Source organism: Kitasatospora sp. NPDC053308, assembly GCF_055585785.1.
The window spans coordinates 291,409-307,609 of record NZ_JBVJJY010000007.1 but is presented as its reverse complement, the minus strand read 5'-3'; the positions used below and the strand labels follow the sequence as shown (position 1 = coordinate 307,609).

The following is a 16,201-nucleotide window of genomic DNA, read 5'->3' as shown; positions in this document are numbered from 1 at the left end:
GGTCGGAGGCCCCCGGCTGAGCGAGGGCCACCGGTCCACTCTCCCCGCACTGCCCCCGGTCAGCACCTCGGCCGGGCCCCGGGTGCCCGCCGCGGCGGCCTTCCGGTGGCCCCCGGCCCGGCGCCCGCCCGGTCCGCCGTCCCCGTCATGGGCCCGCCGGGCCTGTGCGGCCCGCCTGCGCGGCCCGCCGGGCCTGCGCGGCCCGCCGGGCCTGTGCGGCCCGCCTGCGCGGCCCGCCGGTCCCGTCGTCGGCCCGGCTCGGCTCGGTTCGGTTCGGCCCGGCCCGGCGGGCTTCCCATTCCGTCGTCGGCTTGCTTCCTGGTTCCCTCCGCCCTCGCGGCCTGGTCTTGCGGGCTCCCTCCCGGGTCGGCGGGGCCTGCTCGCCCGGCCCGCCGTTCCGGTCGCCCTCCTCGTCCGTCCTTCGGGTCCTCGCTTCGTGCCATGGCGTCCCACCTGCCCGGTTCGCCGTCCCCCTCGCCCTGGCGGCCCGGCCTTCCGGGCTTCCCTCCCCGCCGTCGGCCCGGCACGGGCGCGCACTACGCTGGGCCGGGAGATGAGACGCAAGAGCCGCCGCCCGACCTCCCCCCTCCCGCAGCGCCACGGCGTGGCCCCGGTGCACCTCCGGCTGCCGCCGGAGGGCCCCTGGCCGACCGTGCGGGACCACCTGGTCGACCGGCTGCCCGCCGTCCCGGCCGAGCGGATCGACGCTGCGCTGCGTAACGGCGAGATCGTCGGCGAGCACGGCCCGATCGCCCCGGACGAACCGTTCCGCCCGGGCGCCCACCTGTGGTTCCACCGCGACCTCCCGACGGAGGTGCCGGTCCCGTTCGAGCTGGTCGTGCTGCACCGCGACGAGCACCTGGTGGTCGTCGACAAGCCGCACTTCCTCGCGACCACGCCGCGCGGCAAGCACGTCACGCAGACCGCGCTCTCCCGCCTGCGGCACACGCTCGACCTGCCCGCGCTCAGCCCCGCGCACCGCCTGGACCGGCTCACGGCGGGCCTCGCCATGTTCGTCGTCCGTCCGGAGGACCGCGGCGCCTACCAGACGCTGTTCCGCGACCGCCAGGTGCGCAAGGAGTACCAGGCCGTCGCCGCGTACGACCCCGGGCTGGACCTGCCGCGCACCGTGCGCAGCCACATCGTCAAGGAGCGCGGGGTGATCTCCGCCCGGGAGATCGACGCGCCGCCGAACAGCGAGAGCCGGATCGATCTGCTGGAGCACCGCGATGGCCTCGGCCGCTACCGGCTGCGCCCGTCGAGCGGACGCACCCACCAGCTGCGGCTGCACATGAGCGGCCTCGGACTGCCGATCCTCGGCGACCCGGTGTACCCGGTCGTGCTGCCCGAGCCGGCCCCGGACGACTTCCGCCGCCCGCTGCAACTGCTCGCTGCGACGGTCGAGTTCACCGATCCGCTGACCGGTCGCGAACGCCGCTTCGAGAGCCGCCGCACGCTGGCCGCCTGGACCGACCCGCAGGCCTGGTCCGAGGGCCGGGAGGAGGGCACCCGCACCGGTTCGCAGCCGGTCCCGCCCGGGTCCTAGGACCGCCCTCGGACCTAGAGCGAACGTCCCACCCGGTCCCGGTCCCGACGGCCGATCCGCCGCCTGCCCCGGTGGCGCGATGGTTGCGGCATGAACGCAGCACAGCGCACCGCCGTACCACAGTCCGCACCGGACTCCGCATCGCAGTCCGCACCGCACTCCGCCGCGCCGGACGCCGGCGAGTCGGCCACCGCTCCCGTGGCCCTGGTCACCGGGGCCTCCCGGGGCCTCGGTCTGGCCCTGGCCCGCGCCCTCGCCGCCGACGGCTGGCAGCTGGTGATCACCGCCCGGGGCACGGCCGAACTCGCCGCCGCCGAGGCCGACCTGGCCGCCGTCACCAAGGTCGTCGCGCTGCCCGGGAGCATCGTCGACGACGACCACCGCGCCCGACTGGCCGAGGCCGCCGAGCAGCTCGGCGGTGCGAGCCTGCTGGTCAACAACGCCGGCACGCTCAACGGCGCACCCGCCCCCGGGGCCGAGCCGCTGCCCCGGCTGGCCGAGTACCCGCTGCCGGACCTGCTGGAGACCTTCGAGGTCAACGCGCTCGCCCCGATCGCCCTCACCCAGCTCGTCCTGCCCCAGTTGCGCGGCCACGCCGGTGCGATCCTCAACATCAGCTCCGACGCCGCCGTGGAGGCCTACGTCGGCTGGGGCGGCTACGGCGCCAGCAAAGCCGCGCTCGACCTGGCCACCGCCGTACTCGCCCGGGAGGAACCGGAGTTGCGGGTCTGGGCGGTCGACCCGGGCGGCATGCGCACCCGGATGCTCCAGGAAGCCAGCCCGGGTGAGGACATCTCCGGCGAGCCGCTGCCGGAGGACGTCGCGCCGGTCCTGCTCGGCCTGCTCCGAGGCCACGACGGTGACGGCGACGGCGGCCGGACCCCCTCCGGCCGCTACCGGGCCGAGGACCTGGCCGCCCGGCCCGCCACCGGCCGGGGCGGGCGATGACCACCCTGACCGACCTCGGCCTCGACCTCACCGTGCCGCCCGAACTGTCCGCCCGCGCACCGGCGGAGGCCCGCGGCACCGCCCGCGACGGAGTCCGGATGCTGGTCGGCCGGCGCGCCACCGGCGAGGTCGCGCACCACCGTTTCACCGACCTTCCCGAGGTGCTGCGCCCGGGGGACCTGCTGGTGGTCAACAACTCGGCCACCCTCCCCGCCGCGCTGCCCGGCCGGCTGCCGGACGGCACGCCCGTCGCAGTGCACCTCTCCTCGGCCCAGCCGGACCGGCACGGCACCCACCTGGTCGAGCTGCGCCGGGTGGTGCCCGGGCAGGCGGCGGCGTACTACCCGCCGCAGGAGTCCCCGGCCCGCCCGGGACTGCGGGTCGCCCTGCCCGCAGGTGGCACGGCGCTGCTGAACAGGGCCTTCACCGCCCGCCTCTGGTACGCCGAACTCGACCTGCCCACCCCGCTGTTGCCGTACCTGGAGCGGCACGGCCGGGCGATCCGGTACGGCTACGTGGACGGCGAGTGGCCCATCGAGGCCTACCAGACGGTCTTCGCGACCGTCCCCGGCAGCAGTGAAATGCCCAGCGCGGCGCGGCCGTTCAGCGCCGAGGTGGTGGCCCGGCTGGCCGGCCGGGGAGTACTCGTCGCCCCGGTCACCCTGCACACCGGGGTGGCCTCCCCGGAGGCGCACGAGGCCCCGTACGCCGAACGCTTCCACGTCCCCGCCGCGACCGCCCGGTTGGCCGGGCACGTCCGGGCCGGCGGTGGCCGGGTGATCGCCGTCGGCACCACCGTGGTGCGCGCCCTGGAGTCCGCCGCCGCTCCGGACGGCACCCTCCAGGAAGCCGACGGCTGGACGGAGTTGGTGATCACCCCCGAGCGCGGCGTCCGCGCCGTCGACGGCCTGCTCACCGGCTGGCACGAGCCCCGCGCCTCCCACCTGCTGATGCTCGCCGCCGTCGCCGGCCGCCCGCTGCTCAGCTCCTGCTACCGCGCCGCCGTCGAACACCGTTACCTCTGGCACGAGTTCGGCGACGTCAACCTCCTGCTGCCGGACTGACCGCCGACCGGGCAGTCCGTCCCTGGGCAGGCGGTCCGCGGGCAGTCCGTCCCCGGCAGTCCGTCCCGAGGCGGTCAGCACCGGGGCAGGTGGTCCCGGTGCGGGCGGTCCCGGCGGGCGCGGCTCCGGCGCGTGGTCAGGCCAGCAGGGTGCGGGCGACGTGGTCGGTGTCCAGGTACTCCCGGACGGCGGTGATGAGCCCGTCCTCGACGGTGAAGACGCCCAGGCAGTGGTTCTCGTACGGCCGGCCGTTGGCGGCCGTGCCGACGGTGGTCCACTCGGCGACCGCCTGCGGGCCGTCGGCGAGCACGTGGGTGAGGGTGATGGCGGGCAGGCCGTCGGCGGCGAACAGGGTGCCGATCTGGCCGAGGAAGTCGCCGAAGATCTCCTGCTTGCCGCGCCAGGTGCGGGAGAGTGCGAGGCCGCCGGGGTAGGTCCAGGTGGCGTCCTCGGCGAACAGGGCGATCGCGGCGTCGCGTTCGCCCGCCGCGAGGAGGTTGACGTAGTCGGTGACGACGGTGCGGGCGTCGGGCTGCGGCATGGGGGCTCCTCTGGTCCGTCCGGTCGGGGCTGTCCCGCCGTGGCACCAGGGAACCGCCGGGGTGGGCCGCCGGGCCAACAACCGGGCCGGCGGCCCGACAACCGCCGGTTGTTCACCCAGGCGGGGAGGATCCCGGTGGCAGCTCCAGCTCGAACCAGACCACCTTGCCGTCCGCCGTGCGCCGACTGCCCCAGCGGTGCGCGAGTTCGTTGACCAGGTGGATGCCCCGGCCGCCCTCGTCCTCGGACCGGGCGCGGCGGATCCGGGGCGCCTCGGCCTCCTGGTCGGCGACCTCGACGGTGAGCACCCGGTTGCAGAACAGCCTTAGCTGGGTGGGGGATCCGGCGTGCACCAGGGCGTTGGTGATCAGCTCACTGGTCAGCAGTTCGGCCCAGTCGGCCAGCGCGCCGAGCCCCCAGGACCTCAGCGTCTCACGCGTGAAGCGGCGCGAGTGGGCGACCATCGCGTGGTCGCCGGTGAGCGGCAGGGTGGCGATCCGGTCGGCGCCGTGCGGGCGGACCTGCGCCATGATGACGGCGATGTCGTCCTCGCTGGTGCGGCCGGTGAGGCGGGCCAGGACGGCGTCGCAGGTCTGTTCCAGCGACTGGCGCCGGTCGGCCACCGTGCGGCGGAGCAGCTGCAGTCCCTCGTCCAGGTCGCGGCCCCGGCGCTCGACCAGCCCGTCGGTGTAGAGCACCAGGATGCCCTCCTCGGGGAGGGTGAACTCGGTGCTCTCGAAGGGGACTCCGCCGACGCCGAGCGGGGCGCCGGTCGGCAGTTCCACCAGGTGCGCCCGCCCCCCGGTGTCGGCCACCACGGGCGGCAGGTGCCCGGCGCCGGCCGCGGTGCAGCGGCGGTCCACCGGGTCGTACACCACGCAGACGCAGGTGGCGAACTGGCCCTCGCCGACGGCGCTGGTGGCCTCGTCCAGCCGGTGCAGCACCCGCGCCGGGTCCAGGTCCAGGGTGATCAAGGTGCGGGCCGCCGTGCGGAGTTGGCCCATGGTGGCGGCGGCCCGGATGCCGTGGCCCATCACGTCGCCGACGATCAGGGCGACCCTCCCGGAGGACAGCGGGATCACGTCGAACCAGTCGCCGCCGACCTCGCTGACCACGCTGCTGGGCAGGTAGCGGTAGGCGATCTCCAGCCCGAGGGTGCGGTGCACCTCCTGCGGCAGCAGGCTGCGCTGCAGCATCAGCGCGGTGTCCCGCTCGCGGCGGTAGAGCCGGCCGTTGTCGATCGCGAGCGCGGTGCGGGCGGCCAGCTCCTCGGCGAGCGAGCGGTCCGCCGGGCCGAACGGCACCGGGGTCCGGGTACGGACGAACTCCGCGCCGCCCAGCACGTGTCCGCGCGCCACCAGCGGCACCATCAGGTACGAGTGCACCCCGGCCTCCAGCCCCGGCTGCACCCGGTCGGGGGAGGCGACGATCCGGCGCAGCTCCTCCTCGGTCACGTGGGACACCAGGATCGAGCGCCGGGTGCGCAGGCTCTGCGCGTACAGCTGGGCGGACTGCGAGGTCTCGCCGACCTGGTCGGCGGCGCTGGTCATGCTGTCGTCCGAGGCGGCGTCGCCGACCGCCACCGCCCGCATCAGCACCCGCCCCTCGGACGGGACGGGCCCGGGCTCCTCGCCGCTGAGCACCGCCTCGCGCAGGTCCACGGTGACGAAGTCGGCGAAGCGGGGGATGACCACGTCCACCAACTCCTGGGCGGTGCGGTGCAGATCGAGCGTGGTGCCGATCCGGTTGCTGGCCTCGTTCAGCAGCGACAGCCGCTGCTGGGCGGCCCAGGCCTCGTCCAGCGCCCGCTGCCGGGCGGCGGCCGCGTCGCGCTCCCGGGTGAACAGCAGCGCGTTGTCGATCGACACGGCGGCGCGCACCGCCAACTCCCCGGCGAGCGCCACGTCGTCGTCCTCGTACGGCCGCTCGACGAGCGTCCGGTAGAAGCCGGCGACGCCGACCGGGGTGCCGCGTGCGATCAGCGGGACCACCATGAACGAGCGCACGTTCTGGGCCCGGACGGCGGCGGTGCGCACCGGGTCGTCGGCGAACCAGGCCATGCCCTGCTCGTCCATCCGCGGCACCAGCACCGGCTTGCGGTGCGCCAGGCTCCAGGCGTACGGCGAACCGGGCCGGAAGCGGTGCACATTGCCCGAGCGGGCGATCGGTTCCATGGTCGAGCCGTGCACCGAGTGGAAGGCCATCCGGCGCAGCAGGGCCGAGCCGTCGGCCGACGCCCGCACCTCGCGCTCGCCGCGGACCAGCTCCTCCAGCACCTCCACCACCACGGTGTCGGCCAGCCTGGGCGTGGCCACCTCGGCCAGCTCCTGGGCGGTCTGGGCGAGATCGAGCGTGGTGCCGATCCTGGTGGAGGCCACGTTGACCAGGGCCAGGCGCTCCTGCGCCGCCTTGGCCTCGCGCAGCGCCTGCTGGCGGGCCAGTACGGTCTGGTGCTGGCGCAGGTACAGCCGGGCGTTGTCGATGGCGACGGCGGCGCGCGAGGCCAGCTCGTCGCCCAGCGTGATGTCGGCCTCGGCGAAGGACTCCCGTTCGCCGCGCCGCGAGTACACCACCATGCCGAGCGTGGTGCCCCGGGCCACCAGCGGGGTGATCCGCACCGAGCGGGGCCGGTCGCCGAGGTAGGCCTGGCGGCGGCTCTCGTTGAGCCCCTCGCTCAGCATCGGCAGCTCCCAGGACGGGGTGACCACCGTCCGCCCGGTGCTCATCGCGCGGGCGTACGGGGACTCCGGCGGCAGCTCGTACACGGCGTCCACCGGCAGCGCGTCGGACGGGTAGAGCGGGTCGGCGGTGGCCAGCGCCAGGCGGCGCACCAGTTGCGGTTCGTCCGGCGCGGGCGGCTCGACGTTCCGGCCGGCCACCAGGGCCTCCAGGGCGAACACCCCGCTGATGTCGGCGACCCGGGGCACCATCGCGTCGGCCAGTTCCCGGGCGGTCTGCCGCAGGTCGAGCGTGGTGCCGATGGAGGCGGTCGCGTCGACCAGCAGGGACAGCCGCTCCTGGGCCCGGGCCGCCCGGGCGTCGGCCCGGAACCGCTCGGTGATGTCGATGACGGTCGAGCTCACCCCGAGCACCCGCCCGCCCGGGTCCTCCAGCCGGAAGTACGAGGCGGACCAGGCGTGGTCGTGCTGCGGGTCGCTCGGGGTGCGGCCGTGCGAGCGGGTGTCCACCACCGGCTCGCCGCTCTCCAGCACCCGGCGCATCACCGCCTCGGCCTCGGCGCCGTTGATCCCGGGCAGCACCTCGGTGAGCCGGTGGCCCAGGTGCTGTTCGGCGGTCAGGCCGTTGACCCGGGCCAGCGCCTCGTTCAGCCGGACGAAGCGCAGCTCGGTGTCGTACACCGCCATGCCGACCGGGGACTGGGTGAAGAAGCCGTCCAGGACGGCCAGGTCCGCCTGGATCCGGCGCAGTGTGGTCACCTCGGAGGCCACGGCCAGCACCAGCGGTTCACCGCCGGGCCCGCGGATCGGATGGGTGCGGAACTCGAGGTTCACCAGGTGCCCGTCACGGTGGCGCACCGGGAACACGCCGGTCCAGGACCGGCCCGCGAGGATCTGCTGGAACAGCTGGAGCACCTCGGGGCGCCGCTGGTCGCTGGTCAGCAGCTTGGCCGCCTTCGCCCCGACCGCCTCTTCCGCACGGTGACCGAGCAGTGCCTCCGCGTCGCTGCTCCAGTGCAGGATCCGCCCGTCGGCCGCGATCAGCGCCGTCGCGATCGGCACCATCAGCAGGGCGTCCTGCTGCGGCTCCCCCTCGCGCTGTTCGTCGTGGTTCACCATGGCCAGAGAACCGTCCCAGAACCGTCCGGAGATCGTTCCCACCAGCCCTGCCATCTTCGCACGGGGCCCGGGGAGGCCGCTCACCGTGGCAGCGGGCGCCCGGTGGTGGTCGATCCGGCCGCTGGGCGGCAGCCGGGGCCCGCACCGCGACCACCGGCGCTTCGCCGGATCGATCCCGTCAGGAGGCCCGAGCCGCGGCCCGGAGCTCCTCCAGGAAGTCCGCCGCCGCGCGGGCGTTGGGCACCGGGAGGGTGAGCGGCAGGCCGGCCGAGCGCGTCCGGATCTCCAGCTCCCCGAGGCCGGACGGACGGGCCGAGACCACCTCCGTCCACCGGTAGGCCTCCGTCGCCGCGAGCGGGTGCGCGGGCCGGTGCACCAGCCCGCCGGCCGTCACCGTCAGCCGGCCGCGGGCGAACCGGACACTGCCCTCGGCGCGCAGCGCCTGGTGCAGGGCGGCCCGGAGCCCGGGGGAGAGGCGCTCCTCCAGCTCCCGGAACAGCCCGCCCAGCCCGCGCAGCTGCGCCAGCACCACCGGCTCGTCCACGCCGGCCAGCCATATGGCGCCCCTGCTCGGACGCTCCGCGTCGCCCGCCGGGGGAGTACGGGACGTACTCGGTGGCCTCCATCGAGGCCCACGGCAGCGGGCACTCGCCGCCGTCCGCCCCGACCAGCACCAGCCCGCCCTGGTGGACTCGTACGGACTCCGGCCCTCCGGCCGACCCGCGCAGCCACCCGAGCCCACCGGCCGCCACCACCGCGACGGCGCCCACCACGGGCGCGGGCCACCAGTGGCCGAGCGCCAGGCAGGCCGCCAGCGCGACGACGGCCGCGCAGGCGTCCACCCACGCCAGCACCCACCGGGGCACCGGCCGGAACCGCCGGTGCACCCGGAGCACCGGCCCGAGCCGCTCGGCCGGACCGGGCCGGCAGCCCTGGCCCGTCCGGCCCTCGCGGCCGACACGACCGGCCGGATCGACCGGCCGGGCCCGCGTCGGCGACCACACCACCGCCACGTCGGCCCCCTCTCACTCGGCGGCCCCCTCGTCGGAACCGCGGTTGCCGGATTCCCAGCATCGGCCGTCCGTTGCCCCCGGCAACAGTGCCGATCGGCACCTTTCGGCCCGAAACGACCCCGCCATCATCGCCTCCGTCCGAGGTCCACCGCGACCGGGGGTGCCGATGAGCAGAGGACCGCATTCCGCACCCTTCGGGGCCGTTCTGCCCGCCCGAGCGGCTACTGAGCGCGCCCCGGCCCCCCGTCCGTCCGCGATTCCCTTCGCCGGCCCCGTCCGCCGACCGCCCGCGGGCGTCCACGCCCCTGACGACCCCGCCCGCTGCCCCGCCCCCAGCACCCGCCCCCAGCTCCCGCCCCCAGCTTCCGGTCCCGCGACCCCCGTCCTCGTCCCGCCCGGCCGCCCGGCCGTCACCCCACCGTCGCGAAGTCCCGCTGCAGCGTCCGCAGCAGCGCCGTGCCCGCCGGGTCGGCCGGGCGGCGGGTGTTGACCAGCACCACCACCCCCACCTGCTTGTCCGGGTCGAAGGCCACGAAGGACCGGAACCCGCCCGTGCCGCCGTTGTGCCAGATCTGCAGGTGGCCGCCCTGCTGGGTGTGCAGCCGGTGGCCGAGCCAGCCCAGGTGCATCCAGGCGAACGGATTGACCCGGTGCCTGGTCTCCCGGGTGAGCGTGATCGCGGGCGCCAGCGGCGCGTCCGGCGCGCGGCCGGCGGCCAGCTGGGCCCGCAGGAGTATCACGAGGTCGGCGGCGGTCGAGCGCAGCCCGCCCATGCCGGGCAGGGCCGCCAAGTCCCAGTACGGCACCGGCCGTCCGCCCGCCGTGTGCCCCTGCGCGAGCCGCTCGGCCTGCTCCGCCCCTGGCCGCACTCGGGTGTCCGCGAGCCCCAGCGGGCCGCAGACCTCGCGCGCCACCAACTCCTCGTAGCCGGTGCCGGCCCGGTGCGCGAGGGCCAGGCCGAGCAGCCCGGCGCCCAGGTTGGAGTAGCGGAAGCTGCGCCCGGGGGCGGCCCGCAGCTTCGTCCGGGCGAGTCCGCCCAGCACGTGCTCGGCGGTGCAACGGGCGTACGGGTCCGGGTCGTTGGGCTTGACCAGGGCCTTCACGAGCATCCCCCGGGGAAGCCGGGGGAGTCCCGCGGTGTGGGTGGCCAGGTGCCGCAGCGTGATCGGCTGCCCGCCCCTGCTCGGGACGACGGCCGGACCGCCGCCCGGCGCCCCCGCGAGCACCTCGGCGAGCGGCTCGTCGAGCCGCACCGTGCCGTCGAGCGCCAGCCGGGCGAGCACGAGGGAGATGAACACCTTGGTGACGGAACCGATTTCGAACACGGTGTCAGGCCCGGGCGGGCCACCGCCCGGGCGCGTCCTCCCGACACCGCGGATCTCCGTGTGGCCTCCGGCCAGCCCGGCGACCACCGCGCCGACGTGCCGACCCGCCAGCTGGTCGGCCGTCTGCTGCACGACACGCGCGAGTTCGTTCATGGCAGCGAGCCTAGGCGCGCCGACCGGCCCGCTCCGTCCGCCTCGGAAACGATTCCGCCCGCTCCCGATGCTCCTCCAGGCGTACGCCCGGCTGCGCCCCGCACGGTACGGTCCCCGACCAGCAGGCCTCCGGCCTCCGGCCCCCGGAAGAGGCTCACCCCGCCAGCGCCGCCCGCAGCCTGGCCGCGACCTCCGCCGCCCCCGCCTCGTCCGGGTACTTCCCCCGGGGCCAGAAGAAGCCGCGCAGCCCGTCCTTCGGATTGCGCGGTACCACGTGGACGTGCAGGTGCGGCACCGACTGGCTGATCCGGTTGTTGGCCGCCACGAAGCTGCCCGCCGCGCCCAGCCCGTGCTCGACGGCCGCGGCCACCCGCTGCACCCGCAGGAAGAACGGCCCCACCTGCTCCGCCGGGAGGTCCTCCAGGGTGCGGTGGTGGGTGCGGGGCACGACCAGGACGTGTCCGGGGAAGAGCGGCCGGCGGTCCAGGAAGGCCACCGCCACCTCGTCGTCCAGCACCCGGTGCGCGGGCTCCTCGCCCGCCACCACCGCACAGAAGACGCAGTCCATCCGTCCATTCAAGCCACCGCCGACCGCCGCGGCACCCGGGCAAACCGCCCCGGGGCCCGCTTCACCCGACCGGCCGCCGACCGGGTGCGGCCGCCCACCGCCGGGCGCACGGTGCTGCGGGGGGCCGACCGGCGGGCGCACCGCGCGCCCCGCCCCGCCGGCGCGACCGCGCGCCCCACGAGGAGGTGGCCCGGATGCCGGGCAAGTTCGAGGTGTACGAGGACTCCGGTGGCAAGTACCGGTTCCGGCTCAAGGCGGGAAACGGTGAGATCGTCGCCACCGGCCAGGGCTACGTCAGCAAGGAAGCCGCGCACAAGGGCGTCGAGGCCGTCCGGCGGGCCGCCGACGGCGCGTCCGTGGTGGACGTCCCCAAGGCCGCCTGAGCGCACGCGGCCCGGCGGGCACCCGACCCCGCCCGGCGGGCACCGGACCCCGCCCGCCCGGGCGCGGCCGTGCCCGCCGGCCCGACCCCTGCCGCCCGCCGGTCCGCACCGCCCGGCCCGTCGCGCTCACTCCGACCGGTACGGCTCACTCGTACCGGTACAGCAGGGACTCCCGCTCGGTCTGCTCGATCATCTCGATCGTCAGCGAGTCGTCCCGCAGGTGCGACAGCGTGACCTCCGCCGAGGTCGGCTGCTCGTCCTTGGCGAGCCAGTTCTCCGGCTTCCACGCCGAGGAGCGCAGCAGCGCCTTCGGGCAGTGCGCGTACACCTCCTCCACCTCGACCACGATCGCGCTGCGCGGCGGCTTGCCGACGGCGGTCAGCTGCCGCAGCAGCTCCGGGTCGGTGGAGACGCAGGCCCGGCCGTTGACCCGCAGCGTGGTGTCCCGGCCCGGGACGACGAAGAGCAGCCCGACCCGGCCGCTCTCCAGGATGTTGTGGAGGGTGTCCAGCCGCTTGTTGCCGGTGGCGTCCGGGATGGCCAGGGTGTACTCGTCCAGCACCGAGACCAGCCCGGCCGGCCCGCCGCGCGGGGAGACGTCGCAGCGTCCGGCGGCGTCGGAGCTGGCCACGAAGACCAGCGAGGAGCAGGCGATCAGCTGCTGCGCGACCTCGTGCAGGCGGTCGACCTGCTTGCGGCGCGCGTGATCGCCGGGCTGCTCGTAGACCTCGCGCAGCTGGGCGGGATCGCTGAGGGCTCCGGCGCTGAGGGCCTCGAACAGACTGCTCGGCCCGGCCGGACTGGTGCTTGACGGGACGACAGCTTCCGGTGTGGTGGTCATACCGGGAATCTAGCCGAGGCCCCTCGGCGGCCCGGTCGGCCGATCACCCCGGAACCCTGGCAGAGGACCGGCCGGACCCCTCGCCACCAGCGGTTTTCCGCTCATAATGGGGCCAGGGGCTCCAGCCGTCCGGAGGTGGTGGTCGTGATCGTCAGAATCTGGGCCGGGCAGGTGCTGGCCGGTCGCATCGAGGAATTCTGCGCCCACCTCACCGCCCAGGTGCTCCCCGAGCTGGGGCGGACGGACGGCTGCCTCGGCGGCGAGCTGCTGCGCTCGGTGTCGGACGAGAACGGGCACCGAGTGCTGGTGGTGAGCCGCTGGCGCGACGAGGAGGCCCTGCGCGGGTACGCCGGGCCGATGTGGCGGATCCGGCCGGTGTGGGCGGAGGGCGAGCTGCGCTACCTGGCCCACCCTCCGGAGGTCACCCACTTCCTGCAGGTCGGCGCACCCGCCACGCTCTGACCCCGTGGCCTCACGCCGGGAGCGCGGGGGACCGCACACCGGAAGGACAGGGGCCCACCGGTCGCCGAGCGGCCTCACACCGGTCGCCGAGCCGACTCGCACCGGTCGCCGAGCGGCCTCACACCGACAACGGCACCGGGTGGATCTCGTCCGCCGGGTGCCCGGTCCGGCTGTGGACCCGCTGCACCGCTTCCTTGGACGGCGCGTCGGAGAGGCAGTACACCGTGCCCGACTCCGGGTCCGCCCAGGCGCGCTCGAACCGGACGCCCTCCTCGCCCTGGACCGCCAGGTCCGCCGCGTGGGCCTCCTTGAGCTGCTCGACCGTGATCCCGGCCATCCCGTGGTGGACGTCCATGAACTTCGACATCGCGCTCGCCTCCGTAGCTTCGCCGTGTCGTCGGCAGGACCCCGGCTACCAGCCTCTCCCCGGCCGTCCGCCGCCGCCACCGCGTACCACTCCGCGTACCACTCCGCCGCGCATTCCCCGCAAGTCCGTGAAACAGACCACAGCGGAGGCCACTCCCTGCGGTTGCGTCGACCGTGGCAGAATGTCGGCATCAGCAGTGACGTTCAGCGCACTCCGGGGTCGGTGAAAATCCGAACCGGCGGTTACAGTCCGCGACCCGTCCGCAGCCAGCGGCCGGTTGACCAGGTGAAATTCCTGGACCGACGGTTAAAGTCCGGATGGGAGGCGTGCGCGGGCGGACGAAGAGCAGTACCCGTGGTCCCTCCTCATCGGACCGCGGTGAGGTGAACGCCGGGGGAGCAGTCTCTCCCGGGCCGGGCGAGCGATCTCCCGGCGGCTCGGGCAACCCCGCAGACGGGGGCGCCGCGGTCCCGCGCACCGGTGCCCGTCCGTGTCATCTCCCCCTGCCGCCCCGGAGTCCGCGCCCCAAGCGCGAGGAGAACCCGGGTGTTCACCGGCATCATCGAAGAGCTCGGCGAGGTCGTGTCGATCGAGGAGATCGGCGACTCCTCGCGAATCCGCCTGCGCGGCCCGGTGGTCTGTGCGGACGCGGGTCACGGTGACTCCATCGCGGTCAACGGCGTCTGCCTGACCGTGGTCGACAGTCCGGAGGAACTGGCCGAGGGCACCGGCGAGTTCAGCGCGGACGTGATGGCCGAGACGCTGCACCGCTCCAGCCTGGGCGAGCTGAAGCCCGGCTCCCGGGTCAACCTGGAGCGCGCCATGGCGCTCGGCGCCCGGCTCGGCGGCCACCTCGTCCAGGGCCACGTCGACGCCACCGGGCGGCTGTTGAGCCGTGAGCCCGGCGAGCGCGACGCCAACGGTGAACTGCGCTGGGAGGTCCTGCGGTTCTCGCTGCCCGGAACCATCTCCCGCTACCTGGTGGAGAAGGGCTCGATCACGGTCGACGGCGTCAGCCTCACCGTGGTGGAGGCCGCCGCGGACAGCTTCACCGTCAGCCTCATCCCGGCCACCCTCGCGCTGACCACGCTGGGCACCAAGACCGTCGGCGAGAGCGTCAACCTGGAGGTGGACGTGCTCGCCAAGTACGTGGAGCGCCTCCTGGAGTCCCGCACCCTCCCGAACCTCCCCGGCCTTCCGGGCCTCGCCGGCCTGCCGGGCCAGGCGACCGACGCCGCCGAGGGGGAGTCCAAGTGAGCTGGCTCAGCGGAGAAGCGTTCACCGTCCTCGGTGAACACGTGAAGTGGGCCGACATGATCGGCAACCTGCTCGGTTTCGGCGGCCTCGCGCTCGGCTGGCGCCGCTCGGTGTGGAGCTGGCCGGTCCAGCTGCTGTCCGGCGCGGTGCTGATCACCGCCTACCTCGGGGGTCACGTCCCCGGCCTGATCGGCAAGCAGCTGATCGTGATCGCCACCGCCGCCTGGGGCTGGGCACAGTGGCGGCGGGGCCGCCGGGACACCGGCACCATCGCCGTACGGTTCGCCCGCTGGCCCGAGCGGCTGGCGCTGGTGGCCGGCACCGCGGCGGGCACGGTCGCGCTCGCCCTGCTGTTCACGTCCTACCCCAGCCTCTCCTGGAGCCCCTGGTCGGACGCCTACATCTTCGTCGGCACGCTGGCCGCGATGGTCGCCCAGGCGCGCGGCTGGCTGGAGTTCTGGTTCGCCTGGATCGCCGTGGACGTCGTCGGCGTCCCGCTCGCCTTCAACAGCGGCTACACCTTCTCCGGCCTCACCTACTCCGTCTACTTCGTCCTGGTGCTGCTCGGCCTGCGCTCGTGGTGGCTGAGCACCCGTCAACCGCGCGCCACGTCCGCCACCGTCCCGCAGGGAGCCACGGCATGACCGAGAACCAGTCCGACAAGGGCACCACCGTGGTCGAGCTCGTCCTCGACCCGGTCGAGCGGGCGATCGCCGACATCGCCCTCGGCCGCGCGGTGATCGTGGTCGACGACGAGGACCGCGAGAACGAGGGCGACATCGTCTTCGCCGCCTCGGCCGCCACCCCCGAGCTGATGGCCTTCACCATCCGCTACAGCTCCGGCGTGATCTGCGCCCCGATGACCGGCGACGAGCTGGACCGGCTCAAGCTGCCGCCGATGACCCAGGTCAACGAGGACCGCAAGGGCACCGCGTACACCGTCTCGGTGGACGCCCGCGAGGGGGTCGACACCGGGATCTCCGCGGCCGACCGCGCCCGCACCGTGCGGCTGCTCTCCTCGCCCGGCACCGAGCCGGGCGACCTCACGCGCCCCGGGCACGTCTTCCCGCTGCGCGCCGTCGAGGGCGGCGTGCTGGTCCGGCCCGGCCACACCGAGGCCGCCGTCGACCTGGCCCGGCTCGCCGGGCTGCCGCCGGCCGGCGCGATCGCCGAGGTGGTCAACGACGACGGCAGCATGGCCCGACTGCCCGAGCTGGTCGTCTTCGCCCGCGAGCACGGCCTCGCGATCATCTCCATCGAGGACCTGATCGCCTACCGCCGCCGCACCGAGCTGCACGTCGACCGGGCCGCCGTGACCGCCCTGCCCACCGCGCACGGCGAGTTCACCGCCGTCGGCTACCGGGGCACCATCGACGGCGTCGAGCACATCGCCCTGGTGGCGGGGGGCCTGGACGCGGACGGACGGCTGCCGGAGGGCGAGGACGTCCTGGTGCGGGTCCACTCCGAGTGCCTGACGGGTGACGTCCTCGGCTCGCTGCGCTGCGACTGCGGCCCGCAGCTGGAGGCCTCGCTGCGGCGGGTCGCCGAGGCCGGCCGCGGCGTGGTGCTCTACCTGCGCGGGCACGAGGGCCGGGGGATCGGCCTGGCCCACAAGCTGCGCGCGTACGAGCTGCAGGAGCAGGGGCGCGACACCGTCGACGCCAACCTGGAACTCGGCCTGCCCGCCGACGCGCGGGACTACAGCATCGCCGCGCAGATGCTGGCGGACCTCGGCGTCCGCTCGCTCACCCTGCTCACCAACAACCCGCAGAAGCTGACCGCGCTCACCGAGCACGGCCTCAAGGTCAAGGGGCGTGAAGCCGTCGAGGTCGCGCCTGGCGAGCACAACCTGCGCTACCTGCGGACCAAGCGCGACCGGATGGGCCACGACCTGCCCGGCCTCGGCTCCTGACCCACCCCACCCGTACGAGCGAACG

General features: G+C 75.0%; 15 protein-coding genes and 1 riboswitch. Of the genes, 8 read left to right on the top strand and 7 right to left on the bottom strand.

The window, feature by feature from the left end; genetic code table 11:
* Positions 1 to 553: 553 nt before the first annotated feature.
* The 3 genes from ACZ6Y7_RS18890 to ACZ6Y7_RS18880 all read left to right on the top strand — a co-directional run bounded on the left by ACZ6Y7_RS18890 (position 554) and on the right by ACZ6Y7_RS18880 (position 3,558).
* A complete protein-coding gene (locus ACZ6Y7_RS18890) occupies positions 554 to 1,546 on the top strand; it encodes an RluA family pseudouridine synthase (protein WP_465759023.1) in 993 nt (330 codons plus the stop codon).
* Positions 1,547 to 1,636: 90 nt separating this feature from the next.
* Positions 1,637 to 2,494: an SDR family oxidoreductase gene (locus ACZ6Y7_RS18885; RefSeq protein WP_465759022.1), complete on the top strand. Its 858-nt coding sequence runs from the start codon at positions 1,637 to 1,639 to the stop codon at positions 2,492 to 2,494.
* Positions 2,491 to 3,558, top strand: coding sequence for an S-adenosylmethionine:tRNA ribosyltransferase-isomerase (locus ACZ6Y7_RS18880; RefSeq protein ID WP_465759021.1), 1,068 nt, complete (start codon positions 2,491 to 2,493; stop codon positions 3,556 to 3,558). The genes ACZ6Y7_RS18885 and ACZ6Y7_RS18880 overlap by 4 nt, the downstream gene beginning before the upstream one ends.
* 136 nt (positions 3,559 to 3,694) lie before the next feature.
* Here the strand turns inward: ACZ6Y7_RS18880 and ACZ6Y7_RS18875 are convergent, their stop codons facing one another.
* From ACZ6Y7_RS18875 to ACZ6Y7_RS18855, 5 genes are all read right to left on the bottom strand, one after another.
* Positions 3,695 to 4,099, bottom strand: coding sequence for a nuclear transport factor 2 family protein (locus ACZ6Y7_RS18875; protein WP_465759020.1), 405 nt, complete (start codon positions 4,097 to 4,099; stop codon positions 3,695 to 3,697).
* A gap of 112 nt (positions 4,100 to 4,211) precedes the next feature.
* Positions 4,212 to 7,937 (bottom strand): SpoIIE family protein phosphatase, encoded by a 3,726-nt coding sequence (locus tag ACZ6Y7_RS18870; RefSeq protein WP_465759019.1) that lies wholly within the window; start codon positions 7,935 to 7,937, stop codon positions 4,212 to 4,214.
* A gap of 136 nt (positions 7,938 to 8,073) precedes the next feature.
* Positions 8,074 to 8,439 carry a hypothetical protein gene (locus ACZ6Y7_RS18865; RefSeq protein ID WP_465759018.1) on the bottom strand — a complete coding sequence of 122 codons (366 nt, stop codon included), beginning with the start codon at positions 8,437 to 8,439 and terminating at the stop codon, positions 8,074 to 8,076.
* A gap of 879 nt (positions 8,440 to 9,318) precedes the next feature.
* The gene (locus ACZ6Y7_RS18860) at positions 9,319 to 10,386 is read right to left on the bottom strand and encodes a serine hydrolase domain-containing protein (RefSeq protein ID WP_465759017.1); all 1,068 of its coding nucleotides are present in this window, start codon (positions 10,384 to 10,386) and stop codon (positions 9,319 to 9,321) included.
* A 154-nt stretch (positions 10,387 to 10,540) separates the two neighbouring features.
* On the bottom strand, positions 10,541 to 10,954 hold the full coding sequence (locus tag ACZ6Y7_RS18855; protein WP_465759016.1) for an HIT family protein: 414 nt from the start codon (positions 10,952 to 10,954) through the stop codon (positions 10,541 to 10,543).
* A gap of 194 nt (positions 10,955 to 11,148) precedes the next feature.
* Between ACZ6Y7_RS18855 and ACZ6Y7_RS18850 the strand changes: the two genes are divergently transcribed.
* Complete coding sequence (locus ACZ6Y7_RS18850) at positions 11,149 to 11,337, top strand: YegP family protein (protein ID WP_465759015.1); 189 nt, start codon at positions 11,149 to 11,151, stop codon at positions 11,335 to 11,337.
* Positions 11,338 to 11,482: 145 nt separating this feature from the next.
* Here the strand turns inward: ACZ6Y7_RS18850 and ACZ6Y7_RS18845 are convergent, their stop codons facing one another.
* A complete protein-coding gene (locus tag ACZ6Y7_RS18845) occupies positions 11,483 to 12,178 on the bottom strand; it encodes an MSMEG_1061 family FMN-dependent PPOX-type flavoprotein (protein WP_465759014.1) in 696 nt (231 codons plus the stop codon).
* Positions 12,179 to 12,322: 144 nt separating this feature from the next.
* On the opposite strand from ACZ6Y7_RS18845, the gene ACZ6Y7_RS18840 reads away from it, so the two are divergent.
* On the top strand, positions 12,323 to 12,640 hold the full coding sequence (locus tag ACZ6Y7_RS18840; RefSeq protein WP_465759013.1) for an antibiotic biosynthesis monooxygenase family protein: 318 nt from the start codon (positions 12,323 to 12,325) through the stop codon (positions 12,638 to 12,640).
* Positions 12,641 to 12,758: 118 nt separating this feature from the next.
* Here ACZ6Y7_RS18840 and ACZ6Y7_RS18835 read toward each other — a convergent pair whose 3' ends face one another.
* Positions 12,759 to 13,007: an SCO4226 family nickel-binding protein gene (locus tag ACZ6Y7_RS18835; protein ID WP_465759012.1), complete on the bottom strand. Its 249-nt coding sequence runs from the start codon at positions 13,005 to 13,007 to the stop codon at positions 12,759 to 12,761.
* 205 nt (positions 13,008 to 13,212) lie between these two features.
* Positions 13,213 to 13,340: riboswitch (FMN riboswitch) on the top strand.
* Between the two features lie 213 nt (positions 13,341 to 13,553).
* Here ACZ6Y7_RS18835 and ACZ6Y7_RS18830 point away from each other — a divergent pair.
* The 3 genes from ACZ6Y7_RS18830 to ACZ6Y7_RS18820 are packed head-to-tail and all read left to right on the top strand — an operon-like array spanning position 13,554 to position 16,176.
* Positions 13,554 to 14,264 carry a riboflavin synthase gene (locus tag ACZ6Y7_RS18830; protein ID WP_465759011.1) on the top strand — a complete coding sequence of 237 codons (711 nt, stop codon included), beginning with the start codon at positions 13,554 to 13,556 and terminating at the stop codon, positions 14,262 to 14,264.
* On the top strand, positions 14,261 to 14,908 hold the full coding sequence (locus ACZ6Y7_RS18825; protein WP_465759010.1) for a nicotinamide mononucleotide transporter family protein: 648 nt from the start codon (positions 14,261 to 14,263) through the stop codon (positions 14,906 to 14,908). The genes ACZ6Y7_RS18830 and ACZ6Y7_RS18825 overlap by 4 nt, the downstream gene beginning before the upstream one ends.
* Positions 14,905 to 16,176, top strand: a complete 1,272-nt coding sequence (locus ACZ6Y7_RS18820; protein ID WP_465759009.1) for a bifunctional 3,4-dihydroxy-2-butanone-4-phosphate synthase/GTP cyclohydrolase II — start codon at positions 14,905 to 14,907, stop codon at positions 16,174 to 16,176. The genes ACZ6Y7_RS18825 and ACZ6Y7_RS18820 overlap by 4 nt, the downstream gene beginning before the upstream one ends.
* Positions 16,177 to 16,201 lie beyond the last annotated feature (25 nt).

What these genes read in the sequence shown, in the direction of transcription:
- ACZ6Y7_RS18835 (WP_465759012.1), bottom strand. Translation starts at nt 13,007, where the DNA reads ATGTCGAAGTTCATGGACGTCCACCACGGGATGGCCGGGATCACGGTC.
- ACZ6Y7_RS18850 (WP_465759015.1), top strand. Translation starts at nt 11,149, where the DNA reads ATGCCGGGCAAGTTCGAGGTGTACGAGGACTCCGGTGGCAAGTACCGG.
- ACZ6Y7_RS18855 (WP_465759016.1), bottom strand. Translation starts at nt 10,954, where the DNA reads ATGGACTGCGTCTTCTGTGCGGTGGTGGCGGGCGAGGAGCCCGCGCAC.
- ACZ6Y7_RS18880 (WP_465759021.1), top strand. Translation starts at nt 2,491, where the DNA reads ATGACCACCCTGACCGACCTCGGCCTCGACCTCACCGTGCCGCCCGAA.
- ACZ6Y7_RS18875 (WP_465759020.1), bottom strand. Translation starts at nt 4,099, where the DNA reads ATGCCGCAGCCCGACGCCCGCACCGTCGTCACCGACTACGTCAACCTC.
- ACZ6Y7_RS18845 (WP_465759014.1), bottom strand. Translation starts at nt 12,178, where the DNA reads ATGACCACCACACCGGAAGCTGTCGTCCCGTCAAGCACCAGTCCGGCC.
- ACZ6Y7_RS18820 (WP_465759009.1), top strand. Translation starts at nt 14,905, where the DNA reads ATGACCGAGAACCAGTCCGACAAGGGCACCACCGTGGTCGAGCTCGTC.
- ACZ6Y7_RS18860 (WP_465759017.1), bottom strand. Translation starts at nt 10,386, where the DNA reads ATGAACGAACTCGCGCGTGTCGTGCAGCAGACGGCCGACCAGCTGGCG.
- ACZ6Y7_RS18890 (WP_465759023.1), top strand. Translation starts at nt 554, where the DNA reads ATGAGACGCAAGAGCCGCCGCCCGACCTCCCCCCTCCCGCAGCGCCAC.
- ACZ6Y7_RS18885 (WP_465759022.1), top strand. Translation starts at nt 1,637, where the DNA reads ATGAACGCAGCACAGCGCACCGCCGTACCACAGTCCGCACCGGACTCC.